Source organism: Mycolicibacterium cosmeticum (assembly GCF_000613185.1).
Classification (GTDB): Bacteria; Actinomycetota; Actinomycetes; order Mycobacteriales; family Mycobacteriaceae; genus Mycobacterium; species Mycobacterium cosmeticum.
Genome location: NZ_CCBB010000003.1, coordinates 2345967 through 2365888 on the forward strand (window position 1 = coordinate 2345967; position 19922 = coordinate 2365888).

Below are 19922 nucleotides of genomic sequence, written 5' to 3' on the forward strand. Positions count from 1 at the left end.
CTCACTCCGCCGGCGCGGCCACCGGTTCGGCGGTCACCGGCGCCTCGGCGTCGGGCAGCTGCGACACCAGATGCTCGGCGAGTTCGCCGATGGTCGGGTAGTCGAACACCGCCGTCGGGCTGATGTCGAACTTCCCGCCGAACTGACCGAACAACCGGTTGCGCAGCTCGACGGCCATCAGCGAGTCCGTGCCCAGGTCCAGGAACCTGCTCGACGCGGCCGGTGGCTGCGCGAGCCGCAGGAAACCCTGGACTTCCTTCTGCAGGAACTCGGTGATGAACCCGGCCCGCGCGGCCACCGGCAGCTCCTGCAGTTGGCGCAGCAGCTCACTGTCGCCGGTGGCCGCCCCGTCACCGCTGGGCAGCACCTGATCCAGCAGCGGCGGCCGGATGCCGCCGAGCATCTTCGCGGTGCGCTGCCAGTTCGCCTTCAGCACGGTCGCCTGCGCCGTGCCGTGCCGGATGGCCTCGCCGAGGGCGGCCAGCGCCGCCGACGGCTCCAGCGGCATCATGCCCTGCGCGCTCAGATTGGCCACTGCCGCTTGCGAACTGGCCATCCCGCCGCTGCCCCACGGACCGAAGTTCACCGCGGTCCCCGGCAGCCCCTGCGCCCGGCGCTCGGCGACCAGCCCGTCGAGCAGGGCATTGGCGGTGGCGTAGTTGGCCTGCGACGGTGAACCCAGCACCGCCGACGCCGACGAGTACAGGATGAAGAAGTCCAGCTCGTCGTCCTCGGTCAACCGGTGCAGATGGTGGGCGCCATAGGCCTTGGGGGCCAGCGTCGTCCGGAACCGGTCCAGGTCCTGCTGCGGCAGCAGCGCGTCGTCGAGCACACCGGCCAGATGTGCCACCCCGGCCAGCGGCGGCAGCTCCGCACGAATCCGCGCCAGCAATGCGGCCACCTCGGACTCCGCACCCACGTCGGCGGTGAAGACGTGCACCCGGCAGTGGTAGCGCTCGGTGATGGCGTCGATGCTCTGCTGCTGCTCGACCTCGGGCGCACGGCGGCTGGTCAACACGATGTCACCGGCTCCGAGCTGGGCCAGATACGCCGCGGTGTGCAGCCCCAGCGCGCCGAGCCCGCCGGTCACCAGGTAGGTCCGGTCACCTTGCGGCTGCAGCGGTTTGGGCATCTGCACGACGATCTTGCCGATGTGCCGGGCCTGCTGCATGCGCCGGAACGCCGTCCTGGCCTCGGTCAGCGGGTACACCTCGGCAGGCACCGGCGTCCACGCGCCGGTGGCCAAGCCGTCGGCCACCTCGTTCATCAGCCGCTGGATGTGGTCGGGATCGGTCATCATCGTCACGTCCAGCGCCACGATCTCGTAATCGATATCGGGTCGCACCGCGGCCATCTGCTCGGCCGTCCAGATATCGCGCTTGGCGATCTCGGCGAACCGGCCGCCTTGCGCGGTGGCCCGCACCGTCGCCTCGATGAAGCCCTCGTTGGTCAGGCTGTTGAGCACCACGTCCACGCCCGCACCGTCGGTGTCCGCCAGGATCTGATCGGCGAAATCCGTTGTGCGGGAATCGTAGACGTACTCCACCCCCATCGCGCGCAGCGTGGCTTGTTTGTACTTGCTCGCGGTGGCGAACACCGTCGCGCCGAACTGCTTGGCCATCTGCACCGCGGCCAACCCGACACCACCGCTGGCGGCGTGGATGAGCACCTTGTCGCCGGGCCGCAACGTCGCCCAGTCGAAAGCCAGCCGCACCGTCAGCGCCGCCGCCGGGATGGTCGCCGCGTCCACCGCGCCGATCCCGTCCGGCACGACGGCCAGCAGCGGTGCCGGGACGTTCAGCCGGCTCGCGAACGCCCCCTGCATCGAACCGAACACCCGCTGGCCGACCTCGAATCCGCTGACCTCGGAGCCCACTTCGGTGACCACACCGCACAGGTCGCCACCGATCGGGCCGGGATCGCCGGGGTAGAGGCCGAGCACGTTGAGCACATCGCGGAAGTTCAGGCCGGCCGCCTCGATCCGGACCTGGACCTCGCCCGGCTCGGGCGGGGTGACCTCCTTCTCGGTCAGGCGCAGGTTGTCGATCGCGCCGCGCTCGGTCGGTGCCAGCTGGTAGTCGTCGCTGCGGGGCATCGGCAGCTGGCCGCTGCGCGCCCAATGCAGGAGTCGCGACACCAGGAAACGTCCTTGCCGCACCGCCATTTCGGGTTCGGTGACCGGCGTGCCCAGCGCGCCGGCCAGCCAGCTCAGCGATTCCGCGGAGGAATCCCCGTCCACCAGCCGGACTCGCAGGGTCGGCTGCTCGGCGATCAGGGTGCGCCCGAATCCCCACAGCGCGGACTGCACGGCATCCACCGGTTCGCCGGGTTCGGTGGCCACCGCGCGATCGGTGACGATCCACAACCCGCCGGGCAGGCCCTTGTTCTCGGCAGCGGTCTGCGCGGCTGCGAGCAACCCGGCCACCTGCGCCTCCAGCCGGGACGCCAGGTCGTCATCCGGTTGTCCCGAAGCGCGCCAGACGATTCCGGCCACCGGCGTGCCCTGTTCGGCGGCACCGGTGAAGGCCCGCTGCCAGGACTGCGGATCGGTGACGTCGTCGACGGTCACGGCACCGGGCACCTCGCCGGCCAGCGCGTCGAACCCGGCGATCAACCAGGTGCCGGTCGCCTTCTCGGTATCCTCGGCCGCCGGCGCGGCGGCTTCCTGCCAGCCCACCGTGTACAGCAGCCGGGTGGAATCCCCGCCGAGCCCGCGCAGCAAGGCCTCCCGGGGGGCGCGCTTCACGGTGAACTCACGAATCCCGCCGAGAACCCGTCCGTCGCGGTCCACGAAATCGAGGTCGAACACCTGGGTTTCGCCGTTCAGGGGGCTCTCGTGCCAGCGCGCGCGGCAGTAGAAGCGCCGCGGCATCTTCTCCTGCACCTGAACCTGCCCGTAGCGCAGCGGCAGGAACAGATCCGACATGCCCTGCTCGGCGGCCAGGATGGCGGGGAAGGCCGGGAACGCCACACCGGTGCACAGGTCCAGCAGCACCGGGTGGATCGGCTCGCCGCTCAGATGCTCGGCGAGTTCCTCACCGATGGCGATATCGCCGATGGCCTCACCTTCACCGACCCACAACGACTTCAGCGACGTCGACCAGGTCGGCCCCCAGGCCAGCTCCATGTCGGCGAAGATGTCGAACAGTTCCTGCGGGCGGGTGCGATTCATCTGCTCGATCGCCTCGTCCGGGTTGACCGAGATCGGTTCCTCGTCGGCCTCGACGCCGGCCAGCAGGCTGCCGTCGGAGTTCAGCGACCACTCGGCGTCCCGCACCCCGTGCGGGCGGCTGTGCACCTGGAACTTCCAGCCGTCGTCGACGGGGTGCAGCGTCAACTGCACCTCGCGAGCGGCCTTGTCCGGCAGGATGATCGGCTCGTAGAAGAACACTTCCTTGACCCGGGCCGGCGCACCCGCCGCGGCGAGTGCCATCGCGGCGTACGTCGCACCGGGCACGACGACGGTCCCGTAGATGACGTGATGTGCCAGCCAGGGCTGGGTCTTGACCGAGAACACGTTGCTGTACACGGTGTCGCCGGACGCCAGATCCTTGGCACTGCCCAGGATCCCGGCGACCCGGATACCGTCGCCACCTCCGGCGAACCCCGAGGCCTTGGGCCAGTACCGGCGGCGCTGGAAGGGATAGGTCGGCAGCTCCAGTCGCCGGGCCGTCGCACGCTGCTTGGCGGCGAAATCGGGCCGGTGCCCGCAGATGTAGGCGGTGGCGAGCGCTTCGGTGATCTGTCGCTGGGCGTTGGCGCCCTTGCGCAGCGACACGATGGTGCGCGGCGCATCCGAGGACTCCGGCCAGCACTGCAACGCGGCGGCGGTCAGGATCGGCTGCGGGCCGATCTCCATGAGCACCGAGCAGCCCAGGGCCGCCACCGTGCGCACGCTCTCGGTGAACTGCACCGGCTGGCGGGAGTGCCGGCGCCAGTACAGCGCGTCGATCGGGGTGTCGGCGGTGAGCACCGCGCCGGTCCGGTTGCACACCAGCGGCCGGGTCGGCACCGCGAAGTCGAACTGCCCGGCGAACGCCTCGAATTCGTCGAGCACCGGGTCCAGCAGTTCCGAGTGGAAGGCGTGGCTGGTCTCCAGCCAGGTGCAGCGGGCGCCGTCCTGACTGCAGTTGGCGACGATCTGCTCCAGATCCTCACCGGGACCGGACAACACGGTGTTGCGGCCGTTGTACGCCCCCACCGACACCCGCGGGAACGCCTCGGCGGCGTCCTCCACGTACTGCGGGTCGGCGAACACCGCCACCATCCGGCCGCCGGCGGGCAGGCTGCCGAACAGCCTGCCGCGTTCGGCGATCAGCCGGGCACCGTCCTCCAGGCTGAACACCCCGGCCACACACGCCGCCGCGTACTGGCCCACGCTGTGGCCGAGCACCACGTCGGGTTCGATACCCCAGGACTGCCACAGCCGGGCCAGCCCCATCTCGATCGCGAAGATCGCGGGTTGCGCAAACGACGTGTGCCGCAACGTCTCGGCGGCCTCCCTGCCGCTGCTGAACAGGACGTCCAGCAGGGGGCGGGGCAGCATGCCGTCGACGGCCTGCGCGCACCGCCGGACGGTGTCGGCGAACACCGGCTCGGACTCGAACAGCTCACGTGCCATGCCCGGGTACTGGCTACCCTGGCCGGGGAAGAACCACGCCGTGGTGGGCGGGTCGGTGCATTCCCCGCGGACCACGCCCGGCCGTAGCCGGTTGGCCACCAACTCGTCGAGCAGCAGCCGCGCCTCCTGGGCCGAACCGGCGACCACCGCGGCCCGGTGTTCGAAGTGCGTCCGGCCGGCTCCCGCGGTGAAGCCGACGTCGCCGATCGGGGTGTCCGGGTGCGCGTCCAGCCAGGCGGCGTACCGCTGGGCCAACGCCGTCAACCCGGCGGCCGATCGTGCCGACAGCGGCAGCAGTGTCAGAGGTTCCCGCGGCGCCTCGGGTGCATCGTCGGCGACGGTGTCCTCGGCGGGTTGCGGGGCCTCCTCCAGCAGCACATGGGCGTTGGTGCCGGTGAAGCCGAACGAGCTGACGCCGGCGCGGCGCGGACGGCCGTTGGTGAGCCACGGCGTCGCCTCGTCGACCACCCGCACCGGCAGGCTGTCCCACGGGATGTGCGGCGACGGGTTGGTGAAATGCAGGGTCCGCGGCAGCATTTCGTTCTGCAGTGACAGCACCACCTTGATCAGGCCGGCCACCCCGGCCGCCGACTCCAGGTGGCCGATGTTGGTTTTGGCGGTCCCCATCAGCAGCGGCCGGCCCGAATCGCGGCCGGCGCCGTAGGCCGCCGCGGCGGCCTGGACCTCGATCGGATCGCCCAGCGGGGTGCCGGTGCCGTGTGCCTCCAGGTAGTCGACGTCCCCGCCCGTCAGCCCGGCACGGGACAGCGCCGAGGTGATGAGGCGTTGTTGCGCACCGCCGTTGGGCACCGTCAGGCCGCTGGACCGCCGTCCTGGTTGACCGCGCTGCTGCGGATCACCGCGGCGATGCGGTCACCGTCGCGCTGCGCGTCGGACAGCCGCTTGAGCACCAGCACACCGCAGCCCTCGCTGCGCACGTAACCGTCGGCGGCGGCGTCGAAGGTCTTGCAGCGGCCGTCGGGTGACAGCATCCGGGCCTGGGACGCCGCCACGATGGACGCCGGGCTCAGCAGCACGTTCACCCCGCCGGCCAGGGCCAGATCGCAGTCGCCGGAGTGCAGGGCCTGACTGGCCTGATGGACGGCCACCAACGACGAACTGCACGCGGTGTCCACCGCCATCGCCGGCCCCTCCAGGCCGAGGGTGAAGGCCACCCGACCGGCGATCGCGTTGAGCGCGTTACCGGTGATGAAGTGGGCTTCCAGATTCTCCACCGAGTCCCCGGAAAGCAGATGCGAGTACTCGTTGGCGCCCACCCCGACGAACACACCCGTCCGGCTGCCGCGCAGCGACGACGGCGCATACCCCGCCCGTTCCAGGCCCTCCCAGGCGATTTCGAGCATCAACCGCTGCTGCGGGTCGATCCAGATGGCCTCGCGCGGGGAGATGCCGAAGAACTCGGGATCAAATCCGTCGACGCTGTCCAGGTATCCGCCGTTGCGGGTGTAGATCTTGCCGGGGGTCTGCTGATCGGGATCGTAGAAGTCGTCGACGTCGAAGCGGTCCTCGGGAATCTCCCGGATCGCATCCACGCCGCCGGCCAGCAGCTGCCAGTAGGCGTCCGGATCGGGCGAGCCGGGAAACCGGCACGCGACGGCGATGATGGCGATCGGCTCGTCGGTCGCCGCGGTGGCCAGCGAGACGTGCCGGGCCGCGGTCGCGGCGCCTGCCTTCTCGTTCAGGTGCAGCACGTCACCGAGCAGATAGTCGGCGACATCGGTGAGCCGTGGGTAGTCCATCGCCAGGGTGGCCGGAAGTTCCTTGCCGACAGCCTGTTCCAGCCGGCGGCGCAGTTCCACGGCCATCAGCGAATCCATGCCGAGGTCGAAGAAGCCGCCCTCCTCGCGGATCTCGGAGGCGTCCACCTGGGTCACCTCGGCGACGGCGTCGCGCAGGTACTCCAGCACCAGCTTCTTGCGCTGCTGCACCGGTGCGGCGGTGAGCTGCTCGACCAGCCGGGTGGAGCCGGCCGGGCCGGCCGTGCTGGTCACCGGTTCGGGCACCTCCCCGGCGACCTCGGCGAGCAACGAGCGCGGCCCGGTCTGCAGGTAGATCGGCAGGAACCGGGACCAGTCGATGCGTGCCACCACCCCGTGGCTGCCGGTGCCGACCATCAGGTCGGCCATGCCGGCCAGGGCATCGGCCGGCGACAGCGTGCGGACACCCCGCCGGTCCAGTTGCGCGCGCGCCTCCGGGTCGGCCATGCCGGCAGCCCAGGGCCCGAAGTTGACGCTGATCCCGGGGATGCCGAGTTCGCGCTGGCGCCAGGTCAATCCGTCCAGGAAGGCATTGGCCGCGCTGTACGCCGTCTGGCCGTAGCTGCCCCACACCGCCGAGATCGACGACGTGGACACGAAGAAGTCGAGCGCCAGATCGGCGGCGGCTTCGCTCAAATACCAGGCGCCCCAGACCTTACCGGCGAACACCCGGTCGAGCTCGGCGGGCTCCAGCGTGCTCAGCGCCGTGGTGCTGTTCTCGCCGGCGGCATGCACGATGCCCGCCAGCGGCGGCAATTCGGCCTGCACCGTCGCGATGAGGTGGGTGACATCGTGCGGATTGGCCACATCGGCGGCGACCACCCGCACCGCGCAGCCGTGCTGCTCGGCCAGTGCGTCGATCCGTCGCTGGGTGGCCGCGCTCGGGGCGCGTCTGCCGGTCAGCACCAGCTGCCGCGCGCCGTGGCCGGCGAGGTGACCGGCGATCTCCAGGCCGAGCGATCCCAGCCCTCCGGTGATCAGATACGTTGCCTCCGGGCGCAATTCCAGTGCGGTCGGATTCGGCTGCCCGGTGCGGCGCACCAGCCGGGGCACGTGCACCGCGTGCTCGCGTAGGGCGAACTGATCTTCCCCGCGCGGGGAGGCCATCACCTGATTGATCAACAGTGGCCACTCGTCGGTGCCGCCCACCGCCACATCCGCCAGTCCGCCCCACACCTGCGGGAATTCGAGTGCGGCCGCGCGGCAGAAACCCCACAGCGCGGTCTGCTCCGGCGACACGGTGTCGGAATCGGTCACATGCTGCGCCCCGCGGGTCACCACCCAGATGGGCGTACGCAGGTCGGCGGCGGCGCGGAACAGGCGCTGTGTGCCGGCGAGCACCCGGTGCTGCATGCGCAGCAGTGACTTCATCGTCGGCGCGGTGTCGGCGTCCAGCGCCGCGACGTGCAGGATGCGAAGCGCCGGTTCGTCTTCCACCGCGGCACGCAGTTCGGTGCGCAGTCGTTCCTCGTCGGCATCGGAGACCGGAAGGCCGAGGGTGCGGTGCCGGTGTCCGTGGGTGCTCAGTGCATCCAGCAGCGGCGCCATGGTGGCGGTGTCGTCGCCGATGACCAGCCAGGCCGACCCCTCACCCGCGACGGCCGGGGTGGCAGCGGCCTGCTGCCAGCGGATCTCGTAGCGGGCGTCGGCGATGGACTGCGCATCGCGCTGCCGATTATGTTGTGCGGCAAGCCTGCTCAGTACGTCGGTGGCGCCGTCCGCCCCGCCGAGCAGCGCGGCGAGTTCCTCGATGCGGCCCTCTTCGAGCAGCCGGACCGCCTCGGTACGCGCGCTGTCGGTCTTGGCCGGCTGGGTCTGCTTGTCCCGGAACCAGTAGTGACGGTGCTGGAACGGATAGGTCGGCAGGTCCAGTTTGCGCCCGGGCTCCCGCACGAACGCGCCGAAGTCGGGCACATGCCCGGCGACGTAGGTATGGGCCAGGGCCTCGGTGATCTGCCGGTGGTCGGCGCCGTTCTGGCGCATCGACGCGATCGCCCGCGGGGGACTGGCCGGCTCCGGCCACGCGCGCATGGCGGCGGCGGTGAGCACCGGTTGCGGACCCACCTCCAGCAGCACGGCGCAACCGAGTACGGCCAGGGTGGCGACGCCCTTGGCGAACTCGACCGGCTGGCGCGCATGTCGGCGCCAGTAGGCCCCGTCCAGCTTCGCGGTGCGGCCCAATGCCGAACCCGTCCGGTTGCACACCAGGATTCGTTGTGGCGGCTGGAATTCGAAGGTGTTGGCGTACGCCTCGAATGCGTCCAGCGCCGGATCGAGCAGCGCCGAGTGGAAGGCGTGGCTGGTGTCCAGCCACTCGCAGCGCACCCCGTCGGCCGTCAGCCGCGACACCGCCTGCTCGAGGTCGGTCCCCGGACCGGACAGCACGGTGTTGGCGCCGTTGTAGGCCGCCACCGACAGGCTGGGGAACTCGTCGGTGAGGCGTTCCACCCGTTCGGCGTCGGCGAAGATCGCGGCCATCCGCCCACCGGTGGGCAGCGCGCCGAACAGCCGGCCCCGCTCGGCGAGCAGCCGCACACCGTCCTCGAGGCTGAACACCCCGGCCACGCACGCGGCTGCGTACTGGCCGACGCTGTGCCCGAGCACCACATCCGGTTCGAATCCCCACGACTGCCACAGCCGCGCCAGCCCCATCTCCACGGCGAAGATCGCCGGCTGGGCGTGCTGGGTCTGCCTCAGCGTCAGGTCACCGTCGGGTGCGTCGAAGATGACGTCCAACAGCGGGGTTTCGAGGGCGTCGGCGCAGCGCTGCAACGTCTCGGCGAACACGGGCTCGGTCTCGAACAGCTCGCGCGCCATCCCGGCGTACTGACTGCCTTGCCCCGGGAACAGCCACGCGGTCTTCGGGGCGTCCGCGCATTCACCGCGGACCAGACCGGGTGCCGGCCGGTCGTCGGCCAGCGCGCCCAGCAGCTCGCGCGCGGACTCGACCGAGTTCACCACCAGGGCGGCCCGGTGCTCCAGGTGAGCCCGCCCGGTTCCGGCGGTCAGGCACACGTCGGCCAAGGTGGCCTCCGGATGCGCGCTCAGCCAGCTGCGGTACAGCTGCGCGGTCTGCACCAGCGCGGCCGGGGTGCGGGCGGACAGCGGCAGCACCTGGAATCGCCGGTCGTCCGGCATGGTGGCCGGCACCGGCGCGGGGACCGGCGCCTCTTCGAGGACGACGTGCGCGTTGGTGCCGGAGAACCCGAACGAACTGACACCCGCGATCCGGGGCCGGCCGTTGCGCTCCCACGCGGTGGCCTCGTCCACCACCCGCACGGGGATGCGGTCCCACGGGATGTGCGGGGACGGGTTCTGGAAGTGCAGGTGCTTGGGCAGCTCCTGGTTCTCCAGCGCCAGCACCACCTTGAGCACGCCGGCGATACCCGCGGCCGCCTCCAGATGCCCGATGTTGGTCTTCGCCGAGCCGATCAGCAGGGGCCGGTCGGCGGTGCGGTCGCGGCCCAGCACCGCGGCCGCGGCCTGCACCTCGATCGGATCGCCCAGCGAGGTCCCGGTGCCGTGCGCCTCCAGATAGTCGACGTCGACGGGCTGCACGCCGGCCCGGTCCAGCGCCTCGGTGATGACGCGCTGCTGGGCCACGCCGTTGGGCACCGTCAACCCGCCGGAGGCGCCGTCCTGGTTGACCGCGCTGCCGCGGATGACGGCCCGGATCCGGTCGCCGTCACGCAGCGCATCCTCCAGCCGCTTGATGACGATGACACCGCAGCCCTCGCCGCGGACGTAGCCGTCGGCGGCGGCGTCGAAGGTCTTGCAGCGGCCGTCGGCCGACAGCATCCGGGACTGCGAGAAGGTGATCATGGTGGCGGGGCTGAGCAGGACGTTCGCGCCACCGGCGAGCGCCATGTCGCATTCGTCGAGCAGCAGGGCCTGGCACGCCTGGTGGATCGCCACCAGCGACGAGCTGCACGCGGTGTCGACGGTGACGGCCGGGCCGTGCAGCCCGAGCCGGTAGCTGATCCGGCCCGCGCCGGCCGCACCCGAGGTGCCGATGGCCAGATAGGCCTCCACCTCGGGGTAGGTCAGCTCCGAGGAGGCCATGCCCAGGTAGTCATGGGTGGACAAGCCGACGAACACCCCGGTGCGGGTGTTGGCCAATGCGGTCGGGGCGGTGCCCGAATGCTCGACGGCCTGCCAGGAGGTCTCCAGCAGCAGCCGGTGCTGGGGGTCCATCAGCCTGGCCTCGCGGGCCGAGATGCCGAAGAAGGGGGCGTCGAACCCGACGGCATCGTCGACGAACCCGGCCCGGCGGGTGACGACCTTGCCGGGGGTGGCGGCGTCGGCGTCGAAGAACTCGTCCACGTCCCAGCGGTCCCTGGGGATCTCCGATACCGCGTCGCGTCCGTGGTGCAGCAGATCCCAGTACTGGCCGGCATCGGCAGCACCGGGAAGGCGCGCGGCATAGCCGATGATCGCGAACCGGGACTGCTGACCCGTGGGTTGTTCGGTAGATGCCATGAAAGGTTGTGCTCCCCGCGTCGGGTGGGTGACGTATCGATGCATGCGGGAGACCGCGTCAGGGTCAGAGTTGTTTCCGAACGGCCACCGTGCGCCAACCCGTGCGTCGGCAACGGCCGGGCCATCTCCCGCCGGTCAGTATGGCATGCGGGTTGCTGAGGCAGGAGGTTTCCGGCCGGTTGGACAACCGCCGGCGCTGCGCGTGCCGGCGCGCCGCAACACCCGCTTAGCCGGTCTCGCGGAACGGTCTCAAAGCCGGCCCACAGGGGCGTATCGGCGACCTCGGCCGGCGGAGCCGCTATCGTGAAGTCGCCGCCGGTGTTGCTGGACCGCCGCCGTCGCCGCTTCAACCCGGGAGGGATTAGTGCAAATCGGGAAGATCACCATCGGCACAATCGATGATTGGGCGCCGAGTCCGGGCGTGGTGACGTCCTGGCACCCGACAAATGCGGCCATGGACAAGGCCCGGCAAGCGCCCGTCAGTGCGGTGCCGGTCAGTTATATGCAGGGCCAACACATTCGCGGCGTGTACCACCAGGAAGCCGCGGGCCTCGACTATTCCCGTCAGATCATCGCCACCTGCGAAGTGCCTGGTAAATGTGATATCGACGCGATGAACCACGCCATCAACGCTTATCTGCGGCGGCATGACACCTATCGCAGCTGGTTCGAATACTCGGGTTCCGGCGACATTGTCAGACGTACCATTACCGACCCCGACGACATCGAATTCGAACCCGTCAACCACGGCGAAATAACTGCCGAAGACGCGCGTAAACACATTGTCGACATACCGAGTCCACTGGAATGGGGTTGCTTTTCGTTCGGCATTGTCCAGAGCGACGATCATTTCGATTTCTACGCCAGCATCGACCATGTTCACGGCGATGCCGCGTTGATCGGCATCACGATGCTCGAGGCGCACGGCATGTACACGTCGCTGACCCAGAGCGGGCAGCCGATGCCGTTGCCCGAAGCGGGCCGCTTCGACGATTTCTGTGTCAAGGAACGCGAAGCGACGGCGAACCTGACCGTCGATTCGCCGGAGGTGCGGGCTTGGATCGAGTTTGCTGAGAACAACAACAACAGCCTGCCCGAGTTCCCGCTACCGCTGGGTAACCCATCGGAGCCCACGGTGGCCGACATGGTCGGGGAGATACTGCTGGATGCCGAGCAAACGGCCCGGTTCGACGCGGCCTGTACCGCGGCCGGCACCCGCTTCGTCGGCGGCCTGTTTGCCTGCACCGCCATGGTCGAGCACGAGCTGACCGGCGCGGCAACCTATTACGGACTGACCCCGAGGGACACCCGGCGCACGTCGGACAACTTCATGACCCAGGGCTGGTTCACCGGCCTGGTGCCGATCACCGTGCCGATCGCCGCCACGACTTTCGCCGAAGCGGCGTGGTCGGCGCAGACGTCTTTCGATTCGGGTCTCAACCTGGCGAGAGTGCCCTATTATCGCGTGCTGGAATTGGCGCCGTGGCTGGACAACCCGCGCCCGAACTTCCCGGTTTCGAACTTCTTGCACGGTGGTGCGGCTCCGCTGAACGCGGTTCTCGCCGCCGCCGAGATGGGATATTCGAACAATATCGGAATTTACTCCGACGGCAGATTCTCCTACCAGCTGACCATCTACGTATTCCGGTACGAGGCCGGAACGGCAATGTCGGTGATGTTCCCGGACAACCCGGTGGCCCAGAAGTCGGTGGCGCGCTACATAGCAACCATGAAGTCGGTGTGTGAACAGGTGGCCGACACCGGGGATTGGGGTCGTTTTGCCTGACGTGCGGCACGAGTTCGGCGAGGCCAGTGCGGCCTGATCCGGTGAGCAAGATCTTCGGGACCACCCGACTGCAGGGACCACAGCTGGGGGCGACGTGCGACGGCTAGCCGATTTCGTCGTGCGGTTCCCGTACGCGGTGGTCGGGATCTGGCTGGCGCTGGCGGTGGTGCTGCCGCTGTCGTTCCCCAGCCTCAACGAGATGGCCCAGAAGCATCCGCTGGCGATGCTGCCCGCCGACGCCCCGTCCAACGTGGCGGCCCGGCAGATGACCGAGGCGTTCCAGGAGCCGGGCGGCGACGATCTGCTGTTGGTGGTGCTCACCGACGAGAACGGACTCGGCCCCGCGCACGAGGCGACCTATCGCAAGCTGGTCGACGCGTTGCGCGACGATCAGCAAGACGTCGTCATGCTGCAGGATTTCGTCGGAACACCCGCGCTGCGTTCGTTTTTGACCAGCAAGGACAACAAATCCTGGGTGCTGCCCGTCGGCCTGGCCGGTGCCCTGGGCACGCCGCAGTCCTATGCCGCCTTCAACCGGGTGTCCGAGATCGTCAAACAGAACACCGCGGGCGGCCCGCTCGAGGTGCACCTGACCGGACCGGCCGCCACCGTCGCCGACCTGACCGTCGCCGGTCAGCGGGACCGCCTGCCGATCGAGATCGCGATCGGCGTGCTGGTGCTGGTGGTGCTGCTGGTGGTCTACCGCAACCCGATCACCATGTTGTTGCCGCTGACCGGGATCGGCGTCTCGCTGGTGATCGCGCAGTCCGTGGTGGCCGGGTTGTCGCAGCTGACCGGCCTCGGGGTGTCGAATCAGGCCATCATCCTGCTCAGCGCCATCATCGCCGGTGCGGGGACGGACTACGCCGTCTTCCTGATCAGCCGCTATCACGATTACGTGCGGCTCGGGGACAGCTCCGACGCCGCGGTGCGGCACGCGCTGGGTTCGGTGGGCAAGGTGATCACCGCGTCCGCCGCCACCATCGGCCTCACCTTCCTCGGCATCAGCTTCGCCCGGATGGGGGTGTTCTCGACGGTCGGAGTGTCCTCGGCGATCGGGATCGGCGTGGCGTTCCTCGCCGCCCTGACCCTGCTCCCGGCCATCCTGGCCATCGTCGGGCCGCGCGGCTGGGTCACCCCGCGGCGGGAACTGACCGCCCGGATGTGGCGGCGCTCGGGTGCGCGCATCGTGCGCCGGCCACGGCTGCACCTGGTGGCCAGCATGCTGGTGCTGCTGCTGCTCGCCGGCTGTGTCGGGCTGGCCAGATACAACTACGACGATCGCAAGGCCGTGCCGGCCACGGATCCCAGCTCGGTGGGGTATGCCGCGCTGGAACGGCACTTCGACCTCAATCAGTCCATCCCGTCCTACGTGCTGGTGCGCTCGCCGCACGACCTGCGCACCCCGCAAGCGCTGGCCGACCTGGAGCAGATGGCCGAACGCATCGGCCAGGTGCCCGATATCGGGATGGTCAGTGGCATCACCCGCCCGCTCGGCGTGGTGCCCCAGGAATTCCGGGCCACCTACCAGGCGGGCCTCGTCGGTGACCGGCTGGGCACCGGCTCGGCCATGATCGCCGACAACATGGACGACCTCAACCGGTTGTCGAAGGGCGCCGACACGCTGGCCACCGGGCTCGGCGACGTGCGCGGCCAGGTCAACGGCATCGCCGCCAGCATCCAGCAGATGGTCAACGCGTTCTCCACGATGCGTGGTCAGTACGGCGGCGACAAGCTGGTCCGCAATGTCGAGGTCGGCGCCAAGCTGGTGGACAGCATCAACAAACTCGGCAACTCGATGGGCATCAGCGTCACCGCGGCCAAGGACATGTTCGGCTGGGTGGGCCCGGTGCTGGCCGCGCTGCAGGGCAACGTCACCTGCGATCTGGATCCGTCGTGCAGCGAGACCCGAGTCCACTTCTCGCGGTTGGCGCAGGCACGCCAGGACGGCACCCTCGACGAGATCAACAACCTTGCCGGGCAACTGCAGTCGATGCAGGACAAGCAGTCGCTGAACGCCTCGCTGAATCAGCTCGGAAATGCCTTCACCACAATCACCAAGCTGATGAAGACGATGGGGCTGGATTCGCCCGCCGGTGCGCAGGCCACGCTGGGCAAGATCCGGCAGCAGGCCGACCGTTCGGCCACCGGTAGCCGCGAGGTCGCGACCGGCGTGAACCAGGTGGTCGATCAGATCCAGTTGATGCGGTCCGGGCTGGATCAGGCGTCGGCCTTCCTGCTGTCGATGAAGCAGAACGCGGCGGGCCCGGCGATGGCGGGCTTCAACATCCCGCCCGAGGTGCTGGAGCTGCCGGACTTCAAGGCGGCATCGAAGATGTTCATCTCGCCCGACGGTCACTCGGCGCGCTATCTGGTGCTCACCAAACTCGATCCGTTCAGCGTCGAGGCGATGGACCAGGTCAACGCGATCCGGGACGCCGCCAAGGGCGCCCAGCCGAACACCTCGCTGGCGGACGCGTCCATCTCGATGGGCGGCTATCCCGCCGCGCTGCGCGACACCCGCGACTACTACCAGGCCGATATCCGGTTCATCATCGCCGTCACCTTGATCGTGGTGCTGCTGACCTTGATGCTGCTGCTGCGCTCGCTGATCGCGCCGCTGTATCTCGTTGGCTCCGTGGTTGTTTCGTACTTCGCGGCGCTGGGAATCGGGGTCCTGGTGTTCCAGTACCTGTTCCACCAACCGCTGCACTGGACGGTGCCACCGCTGGCGTTCGTGGTGCTGGTCGCGGTGGGAGCGGACTACAACCTGCTGTTCGCGTCGCGGCTGCGCGACGAGTCGCCGCACGGCAGCCGCTACGGCATCATCCGCACGTTGTCGTCGACGGGCGGGGTGATCACCGCGGCCGGCCTGATCTTCGCCGCGTCGATGTGGGGTCTGTTGTTCTCCAGCATCGGTACGGTGGTCCAAGGCGGGTTCGTCATCGGTGCCGGGATCCTGTTGGACACCTTCGTCGTCCGCACGATCACGGTGCCCGCCATCGCTACGCTGGTCGGCAAGGCGAACTGGTGGCCATCACGAGTGACAGCGCAGGGGAGCAGCCAGGCATGAAGAAACTACTCGCCGCCGCAACCGTGGTGCTGACCGTGAGCGCCATGGGGCCGTCCGGTCTGGGCGTCGCCGGTGCCGACGAACCGGCCCCCGCGCCGGGTGCCGGGACCGACACCCCGACGCCGCGCGGCACACCGGGCAAGGCTTACGCCCTCGGCGGCGCGCACGTGCTGGGCATTCCCTACGAGGAGTACATCCGCCGCACCGGCGCGGACTGGTTCCCGGGCCTGGATCGCCAGATCGTCGACTACCCCGCCGGTCAGGTTCAGGGCCACACGCTTGAGCGGTTGTTCCCGGGCATCGGCAAGCTGGACGACGGTTTCCCCGGCCTCGGGTTGGACGGGCCGAGCATCGGCGAGTCGGTGGACGAGGGCGAGGGCAACGTCATCCGCGCCATCCAGGCCGGCGGTCAAGGCACGGCGATCGGGTTGTCCGAGGGCGCCATGGTGCTCAACGCGGTCAAGAACCGGCTGGCCAACGATCCGGCCGCGCCGCCGCCGGATCAGTTGTCCTTCGCGACCTTCGGCGATCCGCTGGCCACGCACCCCTTCGGCCAGAGCTTCCTGCGCCAGAACTTCCCGGTGGGCAGCGTGGTGCCGTCCCTGGACTTCCGGATGCCGCCCGAGGTCGACAGCCAGTACGACACCCACCAGTTCATCTCCGCCTACGACAGCATCGCCGACTGGCCGCAGCGGCAGGACAACTTCATCTCCGTCGCCAACGCGATCGTGGGCCTGGCCACGGGCCACACCGCCGTCGCCTTCACCAGCCCCAAGAACGTGCCGCCGCAGAACATCGTCACGACCGTCAACTCCCGGGGCGCCAAGACGACGACGTACCTGATTCCCGAGCAACACCTTCCGCTGGTGATCCCGTTCAAGTACATGGGCGTGGACGAGGACACCCTCAGCCGGCTCGACGGTGTTCTGAAACCCTATGTGGACGCCGGATATACACGTAACGACAACCCACTGACCGCGCCGGTCGAGGTGGACCCGGTGCACGGCTACGACCCCGCCGCCGTCACCGCGACGGCGAGTGAGGCCGCCTTCGGCAGCACCGGGACCGATCCGCTTTCACAGCTGATGGCCGGGCTGCAGTACGTGCTGGATCACAACGGGCGTTAGGCGTCCAGCCGGGCGAACTTCCCGTGGCGATGGTGCTCGACGCACGCCGCGCGGCGGATCTTGCCGCTGGTGGTGGTCGGGATCGAGCCGGGGGCCACCAGCACGATGTCGGCGACGTGCAAGCCGTGCGCACGCGAAATAGCGGCAACGACATCGCTTTTCACGACGGCCAGCGCACCGGTGTCGTCCGTCTGCTTGAGTTCGATGATGGTGACCAGTTTCTCGGTCTGCTCGTCGGACACGGCGATTGCCGCCACCCGGCCACGGGTGATCTGCTGCACGGTCGCCTCGATGTCCTCGGGATAGTAGTTGCGGCCCCGCACGATCAACATGTCCTTGATGCGGCCCACGATGAACAGCTCGCCCTCGGAGACGAATCCCTGATCGCCGGTGCGCAGCCAGCCCGCCTCGGGCAGTCCTGCGGGTGGATCCACCAGCGCCGCACCGAAAGCCGATCCGGTCTGCTCGGGCTTACGCCAATAGCCGGCGGCGACGTTCTCGCCGTGGGTCCAGATCTCGCCGACGGTGCCGTCCGGGCACGGCCGGCAGGTTTCGGCGTCGACGATCCGCACCAGGGGTGACGAAGGCAGCCCATACCGCATCAAGGGGGAGCCGCCGGGCTTGCGCACCGCGACGCCGTCGACCAGCCGTTCGGGATCGAACTCGACGGCTTCCGGGGCACGGTTGTTGTTGCCGCTGGCGACGAACACCGTCGCCTCGGCGAGGCCGTAGGACGGCAGCACCATTTCGGGGCGGAATCCGACACGGCCGAAGCGTTCGGTGAACTTGACCAGGGTCGGTGGGTGAATTCGCTCGGCACCGTTGATGATGCCGAGGACGCCGCTGAGGTCGAGATCGGCCATCTCGGCGTCGGTGGTGCGGCGCGCGGTGAGATCGAACGCGAAATTCGGTGCGGCCGACCAGGAATACCGATGCCGGGCCAAGGCTTGCACCCAGCGGGCCGGTCGGGCCAGAAATGCCAGCGGGCTCAACAGGTCACCGGGGTGACCGGTGAAGATCGGGGCCGCGATTCCCAGCATCAGCCCCATGTCGTGGTAGAACGGCAGCCACGAGACCAAGGCGGCCCCCTCGGGAAGCGTCCCGCCGCGGTGGGCGAAGTAGTCGGCCATCAACTGGTCGAAGTTCGCCTGCAGGTTGCGGTGGCTGATCATGACACCGGCCGGCAGCCGGGTCGACCCCGAGGTGTATTGCAGGTAGGCGATATCCGGGCCCGACGGATCCTCCGCAGGCCCGGCCGCGACCGGGACGGGCGCGTCGAGATCGAGCGCGTCGACGGCGACCACCGCGATCACCGCGGCGCCGTCGTCCACATATTGGGCGGCCACCTCGGCGACCGCGGCGGTGGTCAGCACCACCACCGGCGACGTGTCGTCGACCACCGCGCTGACCCGCTCGTCATGCGAGCCGGGCACCGGCACCGACAGCGGCACGGCGATGAACCCGGCTTGCATGGCGCCCAGGAACGCGACGATATAGGCCAACCCCTGCGGTGCCACGATCAGTGCCCGGTCACCGGGCGCCCCGTACTGCTCGAACTCCCGCGCCGCGTTCACGGTGCGCCGGTGCAGCTGCGACCAGGTCAACGTCTCCGGCACACCGTCGGGGTCGACGTCGTAGTCGGTGAAGGTGAAGGCCACGTCGTCGGGGGTCGCGCTGGCGCGTTCCTGCACGAAGGTCAGGAGGGACGCGTTGGACATGGTCGTCAGGCTACTCAACGGTCATCGACGCACGTCTGTGGTGGTGGGGCCTCACACCCCGATCAGGCCCGCGGTCAGCAGCACCGCACCGACGACCACCAGCAGGCCGGCGACCTCACGGCGGCGCCGCGACCGGATCCAGTTGTTGAGTGCGGTCATCACCGAACCGGTGCGAACCGGATCCACCAGATACGCCAGCAGCGGGATCTCCACCAGCGCGAAGGCCACCACATTGAAGGCGATCAGCGCGCTGACCTGGGTGGCCGCGCCGGCGCCGGACGCGATGATCACGGCCAGCACCGCCAGATAATCGACCGACGGCAGCGCGATACCGAGGCCCGCCACCGCGGCCACCCACAAGGACTTGCCGTCGAGCAACCGGGCCAGCCACGCCGGCGTGGTGCGGGCCCGGGCCGGGGTCACGGCCAGCGCCAGCGCCGCGGCCAGGGCCAGCGCGCCGATCGCGATCTGGACCCTGGGCAGCGTGAAATGGCCCTGCGGCAGCCGCGAACCGATCACGAACAACACCGTCAGTCCCACCGCCAGACCCATGGCGAAACCACCGCACAGGAACGCCGCGAGCTGCAAGTGCGGGCGCGGCCGGTTCAACATCAGCACCGACATCCCGATCCGGAACGGTTCCAGGCTGACGGCAACGGCCATCACCAGCAGGGTTATCCACATACGACCGCTAGGACGAGCGCAGGCACAGCGTCAGTATCGGCTGCATCAACTCGAAAATCCGTGCTCCCGTCGCAGCGAAGAACGCCGCATCGCGGCCGATCGGGTCCGGGACGTCCGCGGCCTGGTGGGCGGCGAGGCGCGGTCGCAGCGCCGCGAGTTCGGCGACCGAGGCGGGCTCGTACTCGGCTGTCAGCACCGCGGCCTCCGCCAGCGTGAAGGTCTTGCGCAGTTGCCGTGGCGCCAGTTCCAGCACCGCATCGCGGTGCGCGGCTGTCATGGTGAGCAGCAGATCGGCCTCGCCGGCGATGCGCGGGCTCAGCTGCCGCGCCGCGAAACCGGACGGGTCGCCGCCGAGGCTCTCCAGAACGCGGGCGGCCTCCGGGTGCATCGGGTGGTCGACGACGGCGCGGGTCCCGGCGCTGGCTGCCGTGAATTGTGGAATCTTCATTGCATCGGCAGCTGCCGCGGCCAACCGTTCGCCGGTGGGAGAACGGCAAATATTTCCGGTACAGACGAATAGGACGTGCAGGCCGAGCTCCAAATTCCTGTGATGTTCGAACAATTCTTTGCTGCGACCGAATATCCGAATCCGGCTGCGAGACAAAGTTAGCCCACCGGCTTTCCGTGTGCCACGATGACCGCGTGATAAGGAGTAT

General features: G+C 69.2%; 6 protein-coding genes and 1 pseudogene. 3 read left to right on the forward strand and 4 right to left on the reverse strand.

The window, feature by feature from the left end; genetic code table 11:
* Position 1 precedes the first annotated feature (1 nt).
* A pseudogene (locus BN977_RS30585) lies at positions 2 to 10878 on the reverse strand (type I polyketide synthase).
* A gap of 364 nt (positions 10879 to 11242) precedes the next feature.
* On the opposite strand from BN977_RS30585, the gene BN977_RS30590 reads away from it, so the two are divergent.
* The 3 genes from BN977_RS30590 (at position 11243) to pe (ending at position 16864) form a co-directional block, all read left to right on the forward strand.
* A complete protein-coding gene (locus BN977_RS30590) occupies positions 11243 to 12664 on the forward strand; it encodes a condensation domain-containing protein (protein WP_036403845.1) in 1422 nt (473 codons plus the stop codon).
* Between the two features lie 94 nt (positions 12665 to 12758).
* Positions 12759 to 15737, forward strand: a complete 2979-nt coding sequence (locus BN977_RS30595) for an MMPL/RND family transporter (protein WP_036403847.1) — start codon at positions 12759 to 12761, stop codon at positions 15735 to 15737.
* Entirely contained in the window at positions 15734 to 16864 is a 1131-nt protein-coding gene (gene pe / locus BN977_RS30600) for an acyltransferase PE (protein WP_036403849.1), read from the forward strand. Before BN977_RS30595 ends, pe begins: the two co-directional genes overlap by 4 nt.
* Here the strand turns inward: pe and BN977_RS30605 are convergent.
* The 3 genes from BN977_RS30605 to BN977_RS30615 are packed head-to-tail and all read right to left on the reverse strand — an operon-like array spanning position 16861 to position 19795.
* Positions 16861 to 18582, reverse strand: a complete 1722-nt coding sequence (locus BN977_RS30605; RefSeq protein WP_036403851.1) for an AMP-binding protein — start codon at positions 18580 to 18582, stop codon at positions 16861 to 16863. The genes pe and BN977_RS30605 overlap by 4 nt on opposite strands.
* A gap of 51 nt (positions 18583 to 18633) precedes the next feature.
* Positions 18634 to 19266, reverse strand: coding sequence for a GAP family protein (locus tag BN977_RS30610; protein WP_036403853.1), 633 nt, complete (start codon positions 19264 to 19266; stop codon positions 18634 to 18636).
* 7 nt (positions 19267 to 19273) lie between these two features.
* Positions 19274 to 19795: an arsenate reductase/protein-tyrosine-phosphatase family protein gene (locus tag BN977_RS30615; protein ID WP_036404979.1), complete on the reverse strand. Its 522-nt coding sequence runs from the start codon at positions 19793 to 19795 to the stop codon at positions 19274 to 19276.
* Positions 19796 to 19922 lie beyond the last annotated feature (127 nt).